The 22,273-nt window shown below is 37.7% G+C and carries 18 protein-coding genes and 1 pseudogene; 8 read left to right on the forward strand and 11 right to left on the reverse strand.

Going from position 1 to position 22,273, the window contains the following annotated elements; translation table 11 throughout:
* The 10 genes and pseudogenes from AC5YGI_RS14045 to AC5YGI_RS14090 form a co-directional block, all read right to left on the reverse strand.
* Positions 1 to 250 (reverse strand): annotated as a pseudogene (locus AC5YGI_RS14045) (T9SS type A sorting domain-containing protein); the annotation flags it as partial.
* A gap of 268 nt (positions 251 to 518) precedes the next feature.
* Positions 519 to 2,426 (reverse strand): acetate--CoA ligase, encoded by a 1,908-nt coding sequence (acs, locus tag AC5YGI_RS14050; RefSeq protein WP_330745838.1) that lies wholly within the window; start codon positions 2,424 to 2,426, stop codon positions 519 to 521.
* Between the two features lie 62 nt (positions 2,427 to 2,488).
* A complete protein-coding gene (locus AC5YGI_RS14055; protein WP_330745839.1) occupies positions 2,489 to 4,375 on the reverse strand; it encodes an AMP-binding protein in 1,887 nt (628 codons plus the stop codon).
* A 69-nt stretch (positions 4,376 to 4,444) separates the two neighbouring features.
* Entirely contained in the window at positions 4,445 to 4,804 is a 360-nt protein-coding gene (locus AC5YGI_RS14060) for a response regulator transcription factor (RefSeq protein ID WP_110011117.1), read from the reverse strand.
* Between the two features lie 9 nt (positions 4,805 to 4,813).
* The gene (locus AC5YGI_RS14065) at positions 4,814 to 7,516 is read right to left on the reverse strand and encodes an ATP-binding protein (RefSeq protein WP_496168800.1); all 2,703 of its coding nucleotides are present in this window, start codon (positions 7,514 to 7,516) and stop codon (positions 4,814 to 4,816) included.
* Positions 7,509 to 7,703 carry a hypothetical protein gene (locus AC5YGI_RS14070; protein ID WP_330745841.1) on the reverse strand — a complete coding sequence of 65 codons (195 nt, stop codon included), beginning with the start codon at positions 7,701 to 7,703 and terminating at the stop codon, positions 7,509 to 7,511. The genes AC5YGI_RS14065 and AC5YGI_RS14070 overlap by 8 nt, the downstream gene beginning before the upstream one ends.
* A 62-nt stretch (positions 7,704 to 7,765) precedes the next feature.
* Positions 7,766 to 7,993 (reverse strand): DUF6814 family protein, encoded by a 228-nt coding sequence (locus AC5YGI_RS14075; RefSeq protein ID WP_062670707.1) that lies wholly within the window; start codon positions 7,991 to 7,993, stop codon positions 7,766 to 7,768.
* 43 nt (positions 7,994 to 8,036) lie between these two features.
* The gene (locus AC5YGI_RS14080) at positions 8,037 to 9,617 is read right to left on the reverse strand and encodes an MFS transporter (protein WP_496168696.1); all 1,581 of its coding nucleotides are present in this window, start codon (positions 9,615 to 9,617) and stop codon (positions 8,037 to 8,039) included.
* A 282-nt stretch (positions 9,618 to 9,899) separates the two neighbouring features.
* The gene (locus AC5YGI_RS14085) at positions 9,900 to 11,279 is read right to left on the reverse strand and encodes a porin (RefSeq protein WP_446106269.1); all 1,380 of its coding nucleotides are present in this window, start codon (positions 11,277 to 11,279) and stop codon (positions 9,900 to 9,902) included.
* Between the two features lie 333 nt (positions 11,280 to 11,612).
* Positions 11,613 to 12,029, reverse strand: coding sequence for an IS1/IS1595 family N-terminal zinc-binding domain-containing protein (locus tag AC5YGI_RS14090; protein ID WP_062670701.1), 417 nt, complete (start codon positions 12,027 to 12,029; stop codon positions 11,613 to 11,615).
* Positions 12,030 to 12,189: 160 nt separating this feature from the next.
* Between AC5YGI_RS14090 and AC5YGI_RS14095 the strand changes: the two genes are divergently transcribed.
* From AC5YGI_RS14095 to argH, 8 genes are all read left to right on the forward strand, one after another.
* A complete protein-coding gene (locus tag AC5YGI_RS14095; protein ID WP_062670699.1) occupies positions 12,190 to 12,855 on the forward strand; it encodes a GNAT family N-acetyltransferase in 666 nt (221 codons plus the stop codon).
* Positions 12,827 to 14,023 carry an argininosuccinate synthase gene (locus tag AC5YGI_RS14100; RefSeq protein WP_496168698.1) on the forward strand — a complete coding sequence of 399 codons (1,197 nt, stop codon included), beginning with the start codon at positions 12,827 to 12,829 and terminating at the stop codon, positions 14,021 to 14,023. Before AC5YGI_RS14095 ends, AC5YGI_RS14100 begins: the two co-directional genes overlap by 29 nt.
* Positions 14,024 to 14,075: 52 nt before the next feature.
* The gene (argC, locus tag AC5YGI_RS14105; protein WP_330745849.1) at positions 14,076 to 15,041 is read left to right on the forward strand and encodes an N-acetyl-gamma-glutamyl-phosphate reductase; all 966 of its coding nucleotides are present in this window, start codon (positions 14,076 to 14,078) and stop codon (positions 15,039 to 15,041) included.
* Positions 15,042 to 15,301: 260 nt separating this feature from the next.
* Positions 15,302 to 16,441 (forward strand): aspartate aminotransferase family protein, encoded by a 1,140-nt coding sequence (locus tag AC5YGI_RS14110; protein ID WP_496168701.1) that lies wholly within the window; start codon positions 15,302 to 15,304, stop codon positions 16,439 to 16,441.
* 286 nt (positions 16,442 to 16,727) lie between these two features.
* Complete coding sequence (locus AC5YGI_RS14115) at positions 16,728 to 17,684, forward strand: N-acetylornithine carbamoyltransferase (protein ID WP_330745851.1); 957 nt, start codon at positions 16,728 to 16,730, stop codon at positions 17,682 to 17,684.
* A 68-nt stretch (positions 17,685 to 17,752) separates the two neighbouring features.
* Complete coding sequence (gene argB, locus AC5YGI_RS14120) at positions 17,753 to 18,547, forward strand: acetylglutamate kinase (protein WP_454509785.1); 795 nt, start codon at positions 17,753 to 17,755, stop codon at positions 18,545 to 18,547.
* Positions 18,522 to 19,604: a M20 family metallo-hydrolase gene (locus AC5YGI_RS14125; protein WP_496168704.1), complete on the forward strand. Its 1,083-nt coding sequence runs from the start codon at positions 18,522 to 18,524 to the stop codon at positions 19,602 to 19,604. Before argB ends, AC5YGI_RS14125 begins: the two co-directional genes overlap by 26 nt.
* Positions 19,605 to 19,864: 260 nt before the next feature.
* Positions 19,865 to 21,169 (forward strand): argininosuccinate lyase, encoded by a 1,305-nt coding sequence (gene argH, locus AC5YGI_RS14130; RefSeq protein ID WP_110011105.1) that lies wholly within the window; start codon positions 19,865 to 19,867, stop codon positions 21,167 to 21,169.
* Positions 21,170 to 21,619: 450 nt separating this feature from the next.
* On the opposite strand, the gene AC5YGI_RS14135 is transcribed toward argH, so the two are convergent.
* Complete coding sequence (locus AC5YGI_RS14135; RefSeq protein ID WP_002980286.1) at positions 21,620 to 22,081, reverse strand: Lrp/AsnC family transcriptional regulator; 462 nt, start codon at positions 22,079 to 22,081, stop codon at positions 21,620 to 21,622.
* Positions 22,082 to 22,273 lie beyond the last annotated feature (192 nt).

A 22,273-nucleotide genomic window follows, 5' to 3' on the forward strand; every position in this document is an offset into this window, starting at 1 on the left:
TTTCTTGACCCTGTTGATTGAGTTTTACTAAATGAAAATCGTAACAGTTGTTTTGCTTACTGCCTGAAGCTTGTTGCTTATTGCTTTGAATAGAACTTCCTGTGATAAGATACTGCCCGTCGATGGTTGTGGTAACCTGGCTTAGAAAATCCTGGGTAGAGGATTTGATGTCTTTCTGCCATAGCACTTCCTGGGCAGATACGTCCAGAACCATGCACAAAGTAAGTGCACTGAGATAAAACTTTCTCATTCTAATGTTTTTTTGAGTTAGTAATTAGCTTTTTAAAACCTTGCGAATTTAACACTTTTTAATATGCAAAAATCACATTAATGCGATTTAATGTAAAACCTGCTATTAAATGTTTAATTTCCTAATTTATATTTAGTTTTATTTTATTCTGAGGCAAAAATATATACACACAACGACAAAACTTGTCGTAATTTTTTAATTACAAAAATAAAAACAAAAAGCCCCGGAAATAACTCCCAGGGCCCACTATTGGTTAAATAATGATTAATTAAATTCTTTCGTTTTTGATTTCTTCAACAATTTCAGGATTTAAAAGCGTACTGATGTCTCCAAAATTACTGAAGTCACCTTCTGCAATTTTTCTCAGAATTCTACGCATGATCTTTCCGGAACGTGTTTTCGGAAGCCCAGAAACAAACTGTATCTTGTCCAGTTTCGCAATGGGTCCGATCTGATCCGAAATTAACTGATTGATCTCCTTTTTAAGATTTTCCTTATCACGTCCTTCTCCGGTTTCTTTAAGCATTACATAGCCATACAGCGCATTTCCTTTGATGTCATGAGGGTAACCTACAATGGCGGATTCTGCAACAGCCGGGTGCTGGTTGATACTGTCCTCAATAGGTGCTGTCCCAAGGTTGTGCCCTGAAACGATAATTACATCATCTACACGCCCGGTAATTCTGTAATAGCCCACTTCATCCCTCAAAGCTCCGTCTCCTGTAAAATATTTTCCAGGGAAAGCTGTGAAATAAGTTTCTTTATATCTTTGGTGGTCACCCCAGATGGTTCTTGCGATTCCGGGCCATGGAAAACGGATACAAAGATTTCCTGTCACTTGATTTCCTGTGATTTCATTGCGTTTATCATCCATCAGAACAGGTTGTACACCTGGTAAAGGAAGGGTAGCGTAAGTAGGTTTTGTAGGCGTTACAAAAGGAAGCGGTGAAATCATGATTCCTCCTGTTTCCGTTTGCCACCATGTGTCTACAATCGGACATTTTTTCTTCCCGACATGGTCATTGAACCAGTGCCATGCTTCATCATTGATAGGTTCACCTACTGAGCCAATGACCTTCAGAGAACTCAGGTCATGTTTGTCTACCCATTCCGTACTTTCTTTTGCTAAAGAACGGATCGCAGTAGGTGCCGTATAAAACTGAGTAATCTTGTGTTTTTCAATCACTTCCCAGAAACGGTCCGGTTCCGGATAAGTAGGAACTCCTTCAAAAATCACTGTAGTTGCGCCGTTCAGCAGCGGCCCGTAAAGAATATAGGAATGTCCGGTAATCCATCCGATATCTGCTGTACACCAGTAAATATCATTTTCTTTATAGTTGAATACATTTTTAAAAGTATATGCGGTGTACACCATATACCCGGCGCAGGTGTGCAGCATTCCTTTTGGTTTTCCTGTAGATCCGGAAGTATATAAAATGAAAAGAGGATCTTCAGAATCCATAATGACAGTAACGAAATCAGGAGAAGCTTTTTCATACAGATCGGCCATCCAGTAATCTCTTCCTTCTTTCATTTTAATTTCGTTGTGGGTTCTTTTTACAACAAGAACTTTCTCCACGGTCGGCGTTTTTTCCAGCGCATCGTCTACAATGCTTTTCAGATCCAGAACTTTATTACCTCTGTAGCTTCCGTCCGATGTGATGACCATTTTGGCTTCACAGTCATTGACCCTTGAAGCCACTGCTGAAGCTGAGAATCCTGCAAAAATAACAGAATGTACAGCTCCCAGTTTTGCACAGGCAAGCATCGTAATAGCCAGTTCGGGGATCATAGGAAGATAAATGCAGACCCTGTCTCCTTTTTCAATACCCATATCGCGCAAAACATTGGCCGTTTTATTCACCCGGGTGTATAATTCGTTGTAAGAAATATGCTGTGCTTCTTCCTTAGGATCATTGGGTTCCCAGATGATTGCTGTTTTTTCTCCTCTTATGGTAAGATGTCTGTCGAGACAGTTTTTGGTAATATTGAGTTTCGCATTTTTAAACCAGGTGATCTTCGCTTCATTCATGTCGTACTTAACAACCTTGCTCCATCTCTGATACCACACGAAGTTTTGATCTGCAACTTTATCCCAGAATTTTTTAGGATTTTTGATAGACTTCTTATAGTCTTCAAAATATTGTGGTAAATCTTCTATTAAGTAATTTCTCATATCCCTTTTGTTTTTTGAAATTTGAATTTATTATATTTTTAAATTTATGTTTAATTTCCCGTTTAAGCTCTATAAACCTGGATTTTTTCCTGGATTTCCTCAATGATTTTTTCGTCATCAATAGTGGATGGAATCTGAAAATCTTTACCATCCAGCAGTGTCCGGATCAGCTTTCTTAAAATTTTTCCGGATCTCGTTTTGGGTAAACGTTTGACAACCATTACATTTTTTAAAAAAGCAACTGCCCCGATTTTGTTGCGAACCATCTGAACGATGTCTTTTTCAATATCTTCTTCAGAAATCGCCGAGCCGTTTTTCAAAACTACCGTGGCAAAAGGAACCTGTCCTTTTAAATCATCATCAATGCCTACCACTGCACATTCTGCAACATCAGGATGTGAGGAAACAATTTCTTCCATTTCGGAGGTCGAAAGCCTGTGTCCTGCTACATTGATCACGTCATCCACTCTTCCTGTAATGAAAATATAACCATCCTCATCCTGAATAGCTCCATCTCCCGAAAAATAATACCCTTTATACTGAGACAGGTAACTGCTTTCAAAACGGGCGTAGTCTTTCCATATTCCAAGCATGGCGCCAGGTGGGAGGGGAAGTTTGATCACCAGATAACCTTCATGGTGAGGATTGAGTTCGTAACCGTTTTCATCAAATATTTTAATATCATATCCCGGAACAGGTTTTCCTGCAGAGGCCCTTTTGATCTGATAATTTTCATCATGAGTCAACAACCCCAGCATTGGCCAGCCGGATTCTGTCTGCCACCAATGGTCTATTGCCGGAACACCAATATGTTCTGCAAACCAGTCCAAAGTGGCAACATCGCATCTTTCACCAGCGAGAAACTGTTTTTTAAAATGGGTTAAATCGTATTTTTTTACCAGTTCTCCGTTCGGATCTTCTTTTTTAATAGCTCTGATAGCAGTAGGGGCTGTAAACATCACCGAAACTTTATATTCTGAGATAATTCTCCAGAAAGTTCCTGCATCAGGAGTCATGATGGGTTTCCCCTCAAAAATAATAGTCGTGTTTCTGTTGATTAAGGGGCCGTACACAGAAAAGCTATGGCCAACCGCCCATCCGAAGTCTGAAGCGGCCCAATACGTTTCTCCCGGTTCTACACCATAGACATAAGTCATTGAGAATTGTAATGCCGTGGCATAACCTCCTGTATCACGAACGATCCCTTTAGGTTTTCCGGTAGTTCCTGAGGTGTAAAGCAGGTAAAGCGGATGAGTAGATTCTACAGAAACGCAGTCCGCAGGAGCTGATTTTTCTAACAGTTCTTCATAATCAATAAGTCCGTCAAACATCTCATCCTGATTATCTACTAATTTTCTGTTGTATACAACGATATTGTCTACTTTGTCCTGAGCCAGCTCGATTGCTTTTTCTACCAGTGGCAGATAGGGAATTCTCTTTGCAATTTCCACACCGGCCGTGGCTGTGATTAAAACTTTCGGTTTGCAGTCATCAATTCTAACTACAAGCTCATGAGGAGCAAAGCCTCCGAAAACCACATTGTGAATCACCCCGATTCTTGCGCATGCCAGCATGGCAAAAAGTGTCTGAGGAATCATAGGCATATAAATAACAGCTGTGTCTCCTTTTTTTAATCCTAAAGAAACCAATCCTCCTGCCAGCTTTGCTATTTCCTCTTTTGCCTGATGAAATGTGTAGGTTTTCTTCTGATGGGTTACAGGAGAATCATAAACGATTGCAATCTGATCACCAAAACCGTCTTCAATGTGTCTGTCAATGCATAAGTAACACATATTGAGCTTTCCGTCAGAAAACCACTGTGGGTAATCGTTTTCACCATTGGAAAGAATCTGCTGCGGAAATTCAAACCATTGTATTTTCCCGGCCTGTTCCTTCCAGAAGTCTTCTTTGTTTTCTATACTTTGTTTAAATAAGGTATCTGTATTCATATCAATATCAAGGTCAATAGTTGTGTTTAGTGTCTGCGTGTCATTGCGAGCCGCAGGCGAAGCAATCTCTTAAAACATCTCCTCAATCTGCTGCATCAGTTTCTTAATCGAGTAGGGTTTTGTAACGTAAGCGTCAGCTCCCATTTCCAATCCTTTTTCAATATCTCTTGGATTGTTTTTGGCACTCAGAAAGATGACTTTAGTATCCTTTAGTTTTTCGTCCTGCTTAATGAGATCGAGCGTGCTGTAGCCGTCCAGATTGGGCATCATGATATCGAGAAGAATCACATCCGGAACCATGGTTTTCAGAAAGTCAAGGACTTCCATTCCGTCACGGGCAATATAAACATCATATCCGTTTTTCTTAAAACTGTATTCCAACGACATCAATATTTTGTGTTCGTCATCTGCAATAATTATCTTTCTCATAAGAAGGTTTTAATGGTGTTCAACTTCATCTGTAATCTCTTTTTTAGTTTTTTTGGGAATGTTGATGGTGAAAGTTACGCCCAGTCCGCTGTTTTCTGCTTTTATACTTCCTCCGTGTGCCTCTACAATTTTTTTGGAAATGGCCAGTCCCAGTCCGCTTCCTGTAGGCTTTAATATGTTTTGGTTTTTTGATTGATAAAATTTATCAAAAATCATTTCCAGATCCTCTTCCGGGATATGCTTTCCCGTATTGAAAATGGTAATGATCAGCTGCTGGTCTTTTTCAAACAATTTGGTCTGAATGGTGCCGTGTTCTTCCGTAAATTTTAAGGCGTTTCCCCAGATATTCTGAAACAGCTGAATCATTCTTGCTTCATCATATTCAAATATAGACTGATTCAGGAGATTAACTTCACTCAAATGAATATTTTTCTGCTGTATCAGGTGAAGAAGCGGATTCAATGCTTTTTTATACGTGTCAACAATATTGTTTTCCTGAATATGCAAAGAGATTTCACCATGCTGCAGTTTGTCCAGATAAAGAATATCATTGATGATTTCGCTTAATCTGTCGGATTCTGTGATGATGTTGTTTAAAAACTCCTGTTTGATGTCAAAAGGAATATCATCGTCATCCGCTAAAATTTCTCCTGCTGAACGGATGGCCGTAATCGGAGTTCTTAGCTCATGAGCGACAGAATCCAGAAAATCGTCTTTTTGGCGGTCTTTAATAATCAGACTTTCGTTGGCAGTTCTCAGATCATTAGACAATTTCTGAAGTTCTGCAGACTGTTCGGTAAGCTTTTTATTTAAGCTGATATTTTCCTGTGATTCTTCGAGAATATTTAAAACTTCTTTTAACGATATTTTATCTTCTTTGGTTACTCCTTCAATCAATATTTTTGCGGAAGCTGTACCGATTCTTCCTGCCAAAAGGTTTTCTGAGAATTTGATAAACCTTGAATCGGCAGTCTCAGTATTGGAGTCGATGTTATATTTTAAATTAAAAATCCTTAAGGCCTGTTCCGTTTTATTCTTACCTAAGAAACGTTCCAGAATATTCTGAATGTCTGAAATATAGGCGGTTCCACGCCAGATAAAAGCATTCTCATGATTCTGAATGTACTTATCAATGTCTACGTAAAGCTCAGCAAAGTTTCTTTCGCGGTAATTTCCTTTTGAACTTACGGAAACAATGGTAAACAGGCTTGTATTGACCAGCATCGACCAGAAAAAGATCTGTGGAATTCTTCCTAAATAAGGAATGGTAAAAAAACCGAAAGCATTATACATATCCCTCAAGACCCCTTTAAATTCCTGATTGTACGAAAAATAATACTGGGGAATAATCAGTCCGAAATAGCAGATTACCAATCCGGCTAAAAGTCCTGCAACAGCACCTTTATAACTTCCTCTTCTCCAGAATAAAGCTCCGAAAAATGCAGGTGCCAGCTGTGCAATCACGACAAATGAGATTAATCCTACCGAATCAAGTGAGGTCTTCAGAATGAAATATTTATAGAAGGCAAAAGCCATAATAATCAATGCGAAAATACTGAACTTCCTGATATTGGTGATGATTCTTGTATTTTGCTCCTCGCTTTCAGATTTTAATTTTCCCAGTAATCCGTATGGAATGATGAGATTGTTGGAAAGCATGATGGATAAGGTAATGGCAGAGATAATGATCATGGAAATACATGAGCTCAATCCTCCAAGAAAGACGAATACTGTGATCAAAGTATTGTCGAAATGCTGTGGAATCAGGATAGAGTAGAACTCGGGATTTACTTTCTGTCCGTCAAAAATTAATCTTCCTCCCCAGGCAATCGGGAAAATAAATACAGTAAAGATTAAAAGGTAAAGCGGAAAAAACCAAATAGCTGTTCTGATGTGTTTTTCCTGCCTGTTTTCAACAATGGCAGTGTGGAACTGTCTTGGGAGAATGCAGATCGCTGTTGCAGAAATCATGCAGAGAACCATCCAGTTCAGGGCACCTTCAATTCCGTTGAAGGTGTTTTTTTCTTTAAAATCTTCAAATTTACTGGCTTTCTCATAAATATCAGAGAAACCATCAAAAACATAATAAATGACAAAAAATCCGAGAATGATAATGAAAAATAACTTTAAAAAACTTTCCAGAGCAATGGCGGAGATAATTCCAAGCCTTTTTTCTGAAGCATCCACATATCGTGTTCCATAATAAGAAGAAAATAAGGCGATTAAAACTACCACGAAAGTTGCATTATCAGTAAGGATATCTTTCGACATCGGAGTTTCAGTTACCAAATGAAATGTTTCAGAAATAGCTTTGATCTGAAGTCCGATATAAGGAACGATCGCCAGAAGGCAGACTATCGTGATAATGGCACTCAGGCTTCTGCTGTTACCATACCTTAATGAAATGAAATCAGCTAAGCTGCTTATCTTATTGACTCTTGAAATTCTTACAATCCGGGTGTTGATGTATATCCATGCCGGAATAATCATAATAGGTCCAATGTAGATTGGTAAATAGTTTAATCCGCTTGTCGCTGCCACTCCGATACTTCCATAATACGTCCAGGCGGTACAATATACAGCAAGGGATAAAGCATAGATGTATGGATTATTGATCCAAAGCTTGCTTCTTTTCTTCTCTGCCAGGTAGGCAACTAAGAAAAGGAGGGCCAGATAAAACAGAACGACAAAAAATAATGCGAAACTACTCATCATGTCTTTTTACAATTACAAAAGAAATCACAATGGAAATCATCCAGACCACGAACAGGTAAATAAGGATCATAGGATAGCCCAAAATTTCCCTGTCACTGTTGAAAAGCAGTGAAATAGGAATGCTGAAAGCAATCATAAGCCCTACGCTCAGTATGATAAGTTTTTGTTCGTGTCTTTTTTTCATAAATGATTTTTGATAAAAGATAATTGATGAATGACTACATTCATCAATTATCCATATTGCTTTTAAATTTTATCGTCAGAATATTCTCCTTTTAAGGCGTAATAACCGAAAACTGCCATTCCGCCTGAGATAATCGGCATCAGTACAAAAAGAATGATGATGCCAAAAACCAGATCTTCCTGTTTTCCGGAAGTTATTTTCGGGATTCCCAGTACGGTAATTCCGAAGTAACCCACAATTACTGCTATTGCGATCCAGAGAATGCCTAATATTTTTTTTAGTCCGTTCATTTTAGTAGTTTTAAAATTAATAAAAATTTAAGTGATTCAGTACCTAATCGTGAAGATTATTGTTCTTATTTTTAAGATAAAATAATCCGATGACCAAACATACGGCAGCGACTCCAATTGGGTACCAGAGTCCTTCCAGATACCATGTTGCATGTCCTGCTTCTTTTCCTGTAGTCACCAGATAAGTAGCTACCGCTGGAAGAAGTCCTCCAAATACCCCGTTTCCAATATGATAAGGTAATGACATTGAGGTGTAACGGATTCTCACAGGGAACATTTCAACAAGGAAGGCAGCGATAGGTCCGTAAACCATCGTTACAAAGATCACCTGGATGAAAACAAGGAATACCAGGTACCATTTGGTGTTGTCATTTAATTTTAAACTTTGAGAAACTTTGGCTTCTTCCGGTTTTCCGTCTTTCATAACAATCCCTGAAGGTGACCAATGAACTACGCTGTCTTTTTTAATTAAAGTTCCGTCTGTATAAAGTGTTTCTTTGTGAAAAGTCACCAGGCTGTCTGTCGCAATATCATTGTGGATTTTCGCCGTTCTTTTTTCTGTAATTCCATTGGCTGCAATTGTTTTGTTTTCGAGGTTTACACTTTTAAACATGCTGTCGTAAATAGGTCTGTACGCTAAAATAGCGATAAGCATTCCGGTCATCATCACTGCTTTTCTGCCGATTTTGTCAGAAAGCCATCCGAAGAATACAAAGAAAGGTGTTCCTAAAAATAAAGCCGTAGCCATCAATGAATCTACCTGTGCCGATTCTACATTCATGACCTTTTGAAGGAAACTCATGGCATAGAATTGTCCCGTATACCAGATCACACCTTGCCCCATCGCAGCCCCGAATAAAGCCAATAGTACAAATTTGAAATTGTATTTGTTTCCGAAACTTTCCTTTAAAGGGTTTTTGGACGTTTTTCCCTCGCTTTTGGCTTTCGCAAAAAGGGGAGATTCTTTCATGTTCTTTCTGATAATGTAAGATACAGCAACCATCAGAATAGAGATCCAGAATGGAACTCTCCATCCCCACGTATCAAATTCTTCTGCAGAAAGAGTGGTCTTGGTGATCAGAATAACAATTAATGAAATGAAAAGTCCGGCTGTTGCTGTAGTCTGGATCCAGGAGGTCCAGTATCCGCGGCGATGAGGTTGTGCATATTCTGCGACATACGTGGCAGCACCTCCGTATTCACCTCCTAAAGCAAGTCCCTGAAGTAATCTTAAAATTAAAACTAAAACCGGTGCCAGAAATCCAATGGTTTCATAACTTGGAATACATCCGATCAGGAAAGTGGAAAATCCCATAATCAGTAACGTAACCAGGAAGGTATATTTTCTTCCGATAAGATCTCCCAGTCTCCCGAAAAATAATGCCCCGAAAGGTCTTACTACAAATCCGGCAGCAAAAGTAGCCAGGGTAGATAAAAATGCGGCAGTAGGATTATCCGCAGGGAAAAATTTGGTGGCTAAAACAACGGCCAGACTTCCAAAGATATAGAAGTCATACCATTCTATCAATGTTCCGAGAGATGAGGCAGTGATCACACTCCAGATGGTGCGGTTTTTCTGCCTGTCGGTCATATTTTCGTAGCTTTCGTGATGATTTTCGCTCATATTGATTAGTTTTTGATGTTAGTGGAATAGGATGTTAATTTGTTTTTTTTTTTAGCCATTAAGGATTTTATGATTAAGTTCATTGCTTTGGGATTATTTCAAAGTTTCATTCTGAATGAAATGTAATGAAGAATCTCATGTAGTTCTGGTTGTTAATAAGATTCTTCCTTCGTCAGAAATCAAAGATTCGACGTAGTCAATGACAAAAGTCAAATTATTTGAATCTTGAGAAAGTATCCCTGATCTATCTTAATTTCTTTACTGTTCTTAATGGTCTAAATTTTAAAGGTAGATCTGAAATTGTACAATAAATTCTCCTTTAGAAGAAGGACTTTCCGTAGGATTGGTGTAAACAGGTCTTGTGGAATATTGTGTTGTTATTTTCGCATGATGTCCGTCTATGAACCAGTTGGCACCTACATCAAACTGTGATGAAGATTTATCGAAAGCCTCAAAGCTTTTGTGGGTATAAGCTGCAAAAGGCTGTATTCTGATCTTTGGCTTTTCTGCCTGACTTGGTAACAGTAAACCTGCCTGAGCGTAGATAATATTACCTGTCCCGATGGTTGGCTGCAGATTTCCTGGCCCTGCAATAGCTTTATTCCCGATGAAATTAGGATCCGATGCTCCAATATTCATCGTTCCCAGATTTCTTACATAGTTCGGTCCGAAATTGTAATTATAGTATCCGGCATATGCAGAAACGGCCATTTTGTTTTTTGCCTCACCCAAAGGTATATCTGCAAACGCATCTACCGCGAAAAGAGTGATGTCGTGTTTTTCAATATTTGAGTTCACAGAAGTTCTTGTTCCATCAGCCTGATGATAAAAACCTGCGCCTACATTGAAAACTTTCTTTGTTCCAAGGTAAGATCCCACTTTGAAAGGAAGGGTGTTGGATTCTTCATCAAGGAATTGATATTCAACATATCCTGCCTTTGAAAAACTGGGATTTCCGTTATTATCAACAGCGACTGCTTTTGAAGGATCTGTCACATTCACAGGAACGAGGTCCGTAGCAAATGGTTTATTTAAGCTAAAACGGTATTCGAGTTTTCCATATTTTCCTTTGGCAAACATTCCGAGCTGTCTTGCAAACTGATCTGAATTATCAATTAAAGGCCATGAAAAAACAGGAGAATCTAATGTAAGAAAGTTAAGCGTAGAAGCCATAGTCATACGGGAAAGTCCCATATAATAGTGAAGCCCGGCCCCTAAAGTTAAACTGAATTTTCCCGCTTCTCCAGGTAAAATAACTGCATATTCGTTCCAGGCATCATGAAAAAACAGCTGGGTTTTCTTTCCGTTTCCATAACCTCCTGTTCCTGAGGTGCCTGAAGCGCCGCCATTGATGAAAGTCTGATTATTAATTCCAAAATGGAGCAGGATCATATATCTCTTAGAGATCTGTGCGTACGTTAATGCACGTAACCTTCTGTTTCCCAGGCTCCATGAGTTGTCAGCAGGTTCACCGCCTACCATAGTCCCAGGGTTCATAGATGTATTTCTTACCCAAAACTGGTCCCATAAAATAAATCTGACGAATTTATCCCCGTTTTGGTTGAGGTTAATTTTTAAGCCACTGCCATAATCAGGAGAACCTTGTGAGTATACGGAACTACTGATTAAAGCTAATCCAATGAATGTAAGTAATTTCTTCATAAATTATCAATTTTTGGCGTTGTTTTTTGTGAATGCCAAATTGTAATTAATAATTTATTTATGAAAATTTAATATATATTAGTGGTAATAGTATAGTTAATGTTGGCGGGGCTTTGAGTTTTGAGGTGAGGGATTCGGGTTTCGGGTTTCGGGGTTTTGTGATTCGGGATGCGGGTTTCGAGGTTCGAGGTTCGAGGTTTGGGGTTCGATATTTTAAAAATATAATTTTTTAAAGATTTGATATACAGTTTTTTGCAAGAGTATTTTTACCTCGGTTTTTAAACCTCGTAACTCGCATCCCGAAACCGCGCATCCCGTAACTCGTACCCCGTACTACTTCTTAAACCGTTCCCATTTAATCAGCATATACTTATCAGCAAATTGGGTGATGATAATTCCTGAGTTTTTAATATTCTCTTCCTGAGCGATATACTCAATCAGTTCGCTTTGTTTTAATATTTTATAAACAGGATGGAATTCAGAATGGGGAGGTCTTGTGATATTGTATTTTTTAATCCATGAGCTTATGGTAACATGGGAAACCCCGATGATTCTTTCAATTTCACGGTAACTTAAACCTTCCAGATAAAGCTGAAGAGCTTTGGTTACGTAGTAATCATCAATTTGTTTTCCCAGTTTTTTAACGGTAAAATAATAATTGCAGTCTTTGCAGTGGAAGCGCTGTTTATTGTTGATAATGCCGCTTTTTACTACTTTGATACTCTTGCATTTAGGACAGGTATTTTCCATAACTATATTATTTTAGCAAATATATAATAAATTAGCAAATGTATATTTTTCAATAAAGATAATTTTACCTGTTTAAAATTTTAAAACAAAAAAAATATCTTTTTTATTTGGATTTAAAAGAAATTATATTTTAAATTTGCCAAAAAATTTAGATAAATAAATGGAAATAGAAATTTCCTCATGCGAACATCTAATGTATGTGAGTGAAATACAGCAGGAAATGTACGATTCTGCACAGCGTAGAGGAACGGGTATCGCAAAACGTTCCATAGAATATTTGAGTAAGAAGATTTCAGAAGGCAATGCTGTGGTAGCCACTGAAAACGGTGAGTGGGTAGGTTTCTGTTATATAGAGACCTGGTCGCACGGGAAGTTTGTGGCCAATTCGGGGCTGATTGTGTCACCGAAATTCAGGAACGGGGGAGTAGCGACTCAGATCAAGCAGAAAGTTTTCCAGTTATCTAGAGACAAATATCCGGATGCAAAAGTGTTTGGATTAACAACAGGTTTGGCAGTGATGAAAATCAATAGTGATTTGGGATATAAACCCGTGATCTATTCTGAACTGACTCAGGATGAAGAATTCTGGAACGGCTGCAAAAACTGTGTGAACTATGAAATTTTAATGATGAAGGAACGCAAAAACTGTCTGTGTACAGCCATGTTGTTTGTTCCTGAAAACGATAAAAAAAAAGAGGAGGTAGTGAATAATCTGCCTGAAAATAAATATGATGGAATGATTCAGAAAGATTTTGATGAATTCCATGTAACCATTAATAAAAATAAAAAGAGTCCAGATGAAAAAGAAAGTCATCTTAGCGTTTAGCGGAGGTTTAGATACTTCCTACTGTGCTAAATATCTTAGTGAAACACTGGGATATGATGTGTATGCCGTTACTGTAAATACCGGAGGTTTTTCAAAAGAAGAGGAAAAAGAACTGGAGAAAAAAGCCTTAAACCTTGGAGTAAAAGAATACAGGTGCGTAGACGCTCAGGAAGATTACTATAATTCATGTGTGAAATATTTGATTTTCGGGAATGTATTGAAAAATAATACGTATCCGCTTTCTGTAAGTGCTGAGCGTACTATTCAGGCGCAGGAAATTGCAAAATATGCCATTGAAGTACAGGCAGATGCTATTGCTCACGGAAGTACAGGAGCTGGGAATGACCAGGTTCGTTTTGATCTGATCTTCCAGGTAATGTGCCCAAATATCGAAATCATTACGCCTATCCGTGATATGGCTTTGTCCCGTGAGGAAGAAATTGAGTTTTTGAAAGAACACGGTTATGAAATGGAATTCCAGAAAGCGCAGTATTCTGTCAATAAAGGCCTTTGGGGAACTTCAGTAGGCGGTAAAGAAACACTGACATCCAGAAATTACCTGCCGGAAGAAGCTTTTCCATCCCAGATTAAAGAAACTCAGCCTTCAGAACTTGAAATAGAGTTTAAAAACGGAGAAGTTATAGCTGTCAATGGAGAAAGTTTTGAACATTCAGTATATGCCATTCAAAAAATAGAAGAATTGGCTTCAGCATATGGAATTGGCCGTGATATCCATGTAGGTGATACTATTGTTGGAATTAAAGGACGTGTGGGGTTTGAAGCAGCTGCAGCATCGGTGATTATCAAAGCGCATCATTTATTAGAAAAACATACGCTTTCAAAATATCAGCAAATGATGAAGTCGCAGTTATCCGACTGGTATGGAAACTGGCTTCATGAAGCGCTTTTCTTAGATCCTGTGATGAGAAATATTGAGTCTTTCCTGGTAGATTCTCAGAAAACGGTGAGCGGAAAAGTATTTGTAACCCTTCATCCATACAGATTTATTTTGAATGGAATTGAATCTGCTCATGATCTGATGTCTGACAAATTCGGAAGCTATGGAGAAGCGAACAGAGCATGGACAGGAGAAGATGTGAAAGGATATACTAAGATTGTTAGTAATTCTCTCAATATATATCATCAGATTAACCAAAATATCAACTAGTTCCGCAAGGACGATGTAATGAAAGGCAGAACAAAAATCTGTCAGAATCAAAATGAAGAAAACAGTAGGAATAATTGGTGCCAACGGTTATACAGGAAGCGAACTGATACGCTTACTGGCTTTTCATCCCCATGTGACATTGAGTTTTTTATATAGTCGTTCGAATTCGGGAACAAAAATTTCAGATCTGTACCCGGATTTAACGACGGTTTGTGAAATGGTTTTGACGGATAAATCTGAAGACGTAGATATTCTTTTTCTGTGTCTTCCACATAAAGAAAGTCAAAACTGGTTAACGCAGAACCCTGTCAAAGATGAAACGCTGGTGATTGATCTTGGAAACGATTTTCGTTTAGAAGGAAATTTCGGAAAAAGAGATTTTATCTACGGATTGCCTGAAATTAATAAAAAACAACTAACGGGTGCTAAGAGTATTGCCAACCCGGGATGTTTTGCTACGGCTATTCAGTTGGCCTTGCTGCCATTGGCGGAAAAAGGAGTGTTGAATGAAGTCTTTACCACAGGGATTACGGGTTCTACAGGAGCCGGGCAGTCTCTGCAGGCAACGACTCATTTTACCTGGAGAAATGATAATGTCTCAGCTTATAAAACCTTAACACATCAACATGTGGATGAGATTTTACAACAGCTGATTTCATTCAATAATAAAGAAGTAAACCTGAACTTTGTTCCTTGGAGAGGAGATTTTGCAAGAGGGATTTTTACAAGTTCCACCATGAAGACGGATCTGGAGCTGGAGGAAATAGAACAGTTGTATCAGGATTTTTATGCAGAGGAGCCTTTTGTTACAGTAAGCAGGAAGGCAGTGGATTTAAAGCAGGTTGTCAATACCAATCGCTGTGTGATTCAAATCGAAAAGAGTGGAAATGTTGTCGTTATTCACTCAGCGATTGACAATTTGTTAAAAGGTGCTTCGGGGCAGGCCGTACAGAATATGAATCTGGCTATGAACTGGGAAGAAAATGCAGGATTAAACCTGAAACCGATAGCATTTTAAATTGACGGTAAGTAATTGAGAATTTTAACAGAAAGTAAATCCGACTTAGGAAAATGGAGCGTTAAGAAAATTAATTCTATGAACGTTAAGAAAATTCTACTGTTCGAAGTGCGAGGAAAATAGAGAACCGAAGAACCAATTCGGATTTCGCACAAGTTTTAGAATTTTTAGTGAATAGAACTAATTTTTAGCGGAAGTTTCCAGGTCTTGAACTTTTGTTTCTTTTGTTTTAAGACAAAAGAAAAATAAAAAATAAAAAAATGAATTTATTCAACGTATATCCATTATTCAACATCAATCCGGTAAAAGCTCAGGGATCCTTTCTTTGGGACGATAAGGGAGAGCAATATCTTGATTTTTACGGAGGTCATGCTGTAATCTCTATCGGGCACAACCATCCGTATTATCAGAATAAGCTGAAAGATCAGCTGGAAAAAATTTCCTTCTATTCCAATTCTGTTCAGAATGAATTACAGATTGAACTGGCAGAAAAATTAGGAAAGCTTTCAGGATATGAAGATTATAACCTTTTCCTGTGTAATTCCGGAGCAGAAGCGAATGAAAATGCATTGAAGCTGGCTTCTTTTCATAACGGAAAAAGCAAAGTGCTTTACTTTTCAGGTTCATTCCACGGCAGAACTTCTGCAGCGGTTTCAGTGACTGATAATCCGAAAATTGTAGCTCCGGTTAATTTTTCTGAAAGATTTATCAAATCAGAATGGAATGATGTACAACAGCTTGAAGAAACCTTTGAAAAATATGGAAATGAAATCTCTTCTGTGATCATCGAGGGAATTCAGGGAGTAGGAGGTATTATGATTCCGACACCGGAATTTTTATCTAAAATCAAAGAACTGTGTGAAAAATATGATACTGTTCTTATTTTGGATGAAGTGCAGTCCGGATACGGGCGAAGCGGATATTTCTTTGCGCATCAGGAATTTAGTGTAGAGGCAGATATTATTACAACCGCAAAAGGAATGGGAAATGGCTTTCCTGTGGGCGGAGTTTTGATCCATCCTAAATTCCAGGCAAGCAACGGTTTGCTGGGAACGACATTTGGAGGAAACCACCTTGCCTGTGCCGCCTCTATTGCTGTTCTGGATGTTATGAAAGATGAAAATCTTATCGAAAATGCGCAGAAAATGGGTGAGTATATTGAAAATGAAATTAAAGATTTACCACATATTAAATCCATCCGAAGGAAAGGATTGATGATCGGAATAGAACTCGACAGAGACTGTTCAGAAGTAAGGAAAGAGCTCCTTTTTGATCATCATATTTTCACAGGAAACTCTAATGATAAAACCGTGTTGAGGATTCTTCCGGCACTGAATATCAAAAAAGAGGAAACGGATCTTTTCATCAATGCTTTGAAAGCAGTGCTTGGAAATATTTAAACCATAAAAGTCACAAAAGAATTTAAACACCTAAGTGATTTTAAGAAAATACTAAAGGCTTAAGAAGTGCACTTAAGTTTTCGAAAATCTTTGATTTTCTTCCTATGTGAGCTTATATATTTTCAAAATAATCAACTTTTAAAACTTAAGTGTTCTAAAGTGTTTTAGTAAAAACTTTTGTGCCTTTTGTGGTTAGATCAACAATCAATGTGTAAACAAAATCTTTACAATCAATTCAATGAAATGGATATTCCATTTGTCCATTGAAAAAAATAGAAAATACCAAATGAAAAAATTTACCTCTGTAAGTGATGTAGAAAACTTACAGGAAATCATAAAAAAAGCTTTACAGATAAAAGCAGACCCCCTTACTGAAACAGAAAAAGGAAAGGGAAAAACAATCGGACTTGTATTTTTAAATTCAAGTTTAAGAACCCGTCTGAGCAGCCAGATTGCAGCTCAGAATCTTGGGTTGAATGTATTGACGTTAAACGCAGCACAGGAAGCCTGGAATCTTGAATTTGCTGATGGAGCGGTAATGAACGGCGACACGGTAGAACATATCAAAGACGCTATTGAAGTCTTAAATCAATATTGTGATATCATTGCGGTACGTTGTTTTGCAGGGATGAAGAGCAAAGAAGATGATGTGAATGAAAGCATATTAAGCCAGTTTGAAAAGCATGCAAAAGTACCTGTCATTTCTCTGGAATCAGCTACACGCCATCCTTTACAAAGTCTTGCAGACTGCATCACCATTACAGAAAACTGGAAAAAAGACCATAAACCAAAAGTAGTATTAACATGGGCGCCGCACATCAAGCCTATCGCTCATGCTGTTGGAAATTCTTTCGCAGAATGGATGCAGGAAATGGATGTGGAATTGGTGATTGCTAATCCCGAAGGGTATGATTTAGATAAAAACTTTACCAAAGATGTGAAAGTAATCCATGATCAGGATGAAGCTTTGAAAGATGCAGACTTTATCTATGTGAAGAACTGGTCTTCTTTTGATGATTATGCTGCAATGCCCGAAGTGAAGGGAAACTGGATGCTGACGAATGAAAAATTAGCCCATACCAATAATGCGAAAGTAATGCACTGCCTTCCGGTTCGCCGTAATGTAGAATTGAGTGATGAGGTGATGGATGGAGACCATTCTATCATATATCAGCAGGCAAAAAACCGGATTTTCTCAGCACAAGCCGTATTCAGTGAAATTTTAGATGAATTAAAAGCTTAAAATAATCCTTGTCAAGGTTCAAAACCTTGACAAGGATAGAAAAGATCAAGTATCCCAAAATGTTTACAATGAAAGAAAAGTTATACATCATAAAAATTGGCGGAGCTTTAATAGATGATGAGGAATTATTAAACCAATTCTTAGAACAGTTTTCTGAAATTACTGAAAAGAAAATCCTTGTTCATGGCGGTGGCAAGTTGGCAACAACGCTGGCTGATAAACTGGGCATTGAACAGAAAATGATCAATGGCAGGAGGATTACGGATAAAGAAACTTTGGACATTGTAACGATGGTGTATGCGGGAGGAATTAATAAAAATATTGTGGAAAAGCTGCAGCAGAAAAAATGCAATGCCATAGGATTCTCGGGGGCAGACGGAAATTTAATTAAAGCTAAGAAAAGAGAACATCCTGAAATCGATTTTGGATTTGTGGGGGATATTACAAAAAAAAGTGTGAACAGGAAGCTGGTATCAAAATTAATCAAGCTTGATCTTGTTCCTGTGTTTTCTGCGATTACCCACGACAGAAAAGGAAATCTTTTCAATACCAATGCTGATACCATTGCCTCTGTGATGGCTCAGGCTTTGTCTGAGAAATATGAAGTTGAACTGTTGTATTGTTTTGATAAAGAAGGTGTTTTAGAAGATGTAAACGATCCGGAATCTGTGATCAAAACTGTCAATGAAGAAGAATTCACGGTATTAAAAGAAGAAGGAAAACTTCATAAAGGGATTTTACCCAAACTTGAAAATGCTCTTGGAGCGATAAAAAATAATGTAAATAAAGTGTTTCTGATCAAAGAAACAGAACTGAAAAACCATATAGAAAATCATCATGCAGGAACTGAAATCTGTTTATAATAAAGAAGAACTGTTGAATAACGCGGTCGGATTGCTTAAAAATTTGATTGAGATTCCTTCATTCAGTAAAGATGAATTCAATACGTCGGTAGAGATTGAAAATTTTTTCAAAAAACATCAGATTCCTACCAAACGTTTTAAAAACAATATCTGGGCGGTGAACAAACACTTTGATGTGTTTAAGCCTTCTGTTTTACTGAATACCCATCACGATACGGTAAAGCCTAATAAAGCTTATACACTTGATCCGTTTGTACCGATCGAAAAAGAAGGTAAACTGTTCGGATTGGGTAGCAATGATGCAGGAGCTTCTCTGGTTTCTATGGCACAGGTTTTTTTACATTTTTATGATAAAGAAGATTTAAAATATAATTTAGTTATTGCTTTGACGGCAGAGGAGGAGATTTCAGGATTTGATGGAATCGAAGCCTTATTTCCGCAGCTACCCAACGTAGAACTCGCCATTGTAGGAGAACCCACGCAGATGAACCTGGCGATTGCAGAAAAAGGACTTCTTGTGATTGATGGAGAAATGAAAGGTACTCCTTCTCACGCCGCTCATCCTAATGATGATAACTCAATTGTAAAATGTATGCAGGATCTGCAGAATATTCTTTCCTTTAAATTTCCGAAGGTTTCAGAATATCTGGGCGAAGTTAAAGTGACTTTATCAGGAATCCATGCAGGAGTACAGCATAATGTGGTTCCGGAATCGTGCAATTTTACATTGGATGTGAGGGTAACGGATGAATATTCCAATCAGGAAGCATTTGAAATCATCCAGTCTCAGATGAAATCTACATTAACGGCAAGATCGTTCAGGCTGAATTCCTCCAAGATCGAAATGGATCATCCGTTTGTAAAAGCAGGAATTGAAATCGGAAGGACAACCTACGGTTCTCCTACTTCCTCAGATCAGGCGATTATTCCATGTACATCAGTGAAAATAGGTCCTGGAGACAGCAGGCGCTCTCACACAGCAGATGAATTTATCTATATCCATGAAATAGAAGAAGGAATAGAAATCTACATCAGCATTTTAGAAAAAGTGTTATAAAAATGGAAGATGGGTGTAGGAAGAGGGAAGTTATTGCAGTATGTTATTAGCTTCCTGCCTCCAGCCTCAGGCTTTCAGCTCAATATATGTTTTGACTCCGTCCGGCAAGCTCTGGAAGTTCAGTTTTTAATAAGATTTATGCAAAAAGAAAATTAAAAATGAAAGCTTTACATAAGGAAATGTTTTTTTATAGTTATTAGTAATAAGGATTGCCTTGCCGGGCATGTCAAAACCAACAAATATTTAAATCAAATATTATCATGAAAAAAATATGGCAGAAGGATGACCTTGCCACCAATATATTAGTCAATCAATTTACAGTCGGTAAAGATCTTGACTTCGACGAGCGTTTAGCCAAATATGACGTTAAAGGTTCTATGGCACATTGTAAAATGCTGGCAGAAACCGGTATTATTACAAAAGAAGAATCAGAGCAGATGTTATCTGTTTTAAATAGTATTTTAAATCAAATTGAGGATGGCACTTTTGAAATTGATAAAGAAGCTGAGGATATCCATTCTCAGGTAGAAGCGATCCTGATTGAAGAATTAGGAGATACGGGAAAGAAAATCCATACGGCACGATCAAGAAATGATCAGGTTTTACTGGATATCAAACTGTATTTATTGGATGAAATCCGTGAAATTACAGCCCTTACAGACGAGTTTTTTCAGATTTTAATTCAGCTGGCAGATCAGCATAAAAATGTTCTGCTTCCGGGATACACCCATTTTCAGATTGCGATGCCTTCATCATTTGGATTGTGGTTCGGAGCTTATGCAGAAGCGCTTTTGGATGATGTGGAAATGCTGTTTTCAGTGAAGAATATCATTAATAAAAATCCACTGGGATCAGCTGCTGGTTATGGTTCGTCTTTTCCGATCAATCGTGAAAGTACCACCTATAACTTAGGCTTCCAGTCCATGAATTACAATTCTGTTTACGCTCAGATGACCCGTGGAAAGTCAGAAAAAATGCTGGCCATGGCGATGGCTACTTTAGCGGGAACGCTTGGCAAGTTCGCTTATGATGTATGTCTTTACCTGAGCCAGAACTTTGATTTTATCAGCTTTCCAAAAGAATTTACTACGGGAAGCAGTATCATGCCGCACAAAAAAAATCCGGATATCTTTGAGCTGGTTCGTGCACGATGCAACAGAATTCAGTCACTTCCAAACGAACTGATCCTTCTAACAAGCAATCTGCCTTCAGGATATCACAGAGATGTACAGCTGACAAAAGAAATTCTTTTCCCTGCGATAGATTCTTTAAAGGAATGTCTGGAAATCTTAAGCTATACTTTACCGAATATTAAGGTGAAAGACGGGATTCTGGAGGACGAAAAATACAAATACCTTTTCAGTGTGGAAAAGATCAATGAAGAGGTGAAAAGCGGAAGTTCTTTCCGTGATGCTTATGTAAAAGTAGGGCAGGAGATTGAAAACAATACGTTTGAATTTGAACCCGGCAACCTTGAACATACCCATCAGGGAAGTATAGGAAATCTTTGTCTGGATAAAATAGAATATCAGTTCAATAAACTGAAAAATAAATTATTGGGTTAGAATCTAAGCCATTAGGATCATCAAAACTTAAGCAAAAATCAGTAGAATTTCTAAAATTATTTTAGCCTGCTGTCTTTTCGTTGTGGAAGCCTTAATCTTAAATCTTATCTGCTTAAGTGATCTTAATGGTTGGATTTTACTCTGCTCTTTGAATTTGATGATTGATAAATTGAACCATTAAGGTAGTTGCAGATTTCAAGGTTAATTAAGGAAATCTGCTGCATAAAATTTTATCGGAGATAAAATCTTTGCTCCTTATTACATAAAGTTTATAAATTTCTTTTGCGTCTTTGCGTTTTCTAACAAAATAAGAGATTATAAAATCGAAAAATGTTGGTATACGCAACGGCGCAAGGAATTGTATGATAAATATTACTTTTAAGACGCAAGAAAATCCAAAGATTTTCAGCAAGTGAAATAGAAATAAATAGTGAGTTTAAAATAGAAGGATTACTCCAGATCAATTTTGAATTTGGTAGATTTTTTTACCTCATGAAGGACAATGGAACTGTGGTACTGCCCGATATTGGGAATGTTTGAAATAACATTAACCGCAAATTCGTTATAAGAATTGATGTCCTTGGCAATAATCTTCAACATATAGTCGTACTCTCCGGAAAGGCTGATGATTTCCTGTACTTCATCATATTTTCCGATATGGTTCTCAAAAGTTTCCAAAACTTTCTTGGATTGTTCCTTGAGACGGACATTACAATAGACTACAATATTTAAACCCAGTTTTTCACGGTTTAAAAGTCCCACATACTTCTGAATGATCCCCTGCTTCTCCAGTTGTTTGATTCGCTCATACGTAGGAGTAAAGGTAAGACCTATCTTTTCGGAAATTTCTTTAACCGATAGCGTAGAGTCTTCCTGAATAATGCTGAGAATCATTTTGTCTTTTAAATCCATAGAATAAATTTGAGTGTTAACAAAAATATTAATTTTAAATGAGAATAAGGAAAGACTGAAGTTTTTAATTTATTTTAAACATAATTTTTGCCAGTTCATAAAATTGTTGTATCTTTGCACCTAATGAATAAAAAAGCATTTATATCATTAGATTTACCGGGCGAAAGCGCCCTTTACGATATTTATTGTTAT

Source organism: Chryseobacterium sp. CS3K3.1 (assembly GCF_059515165.1).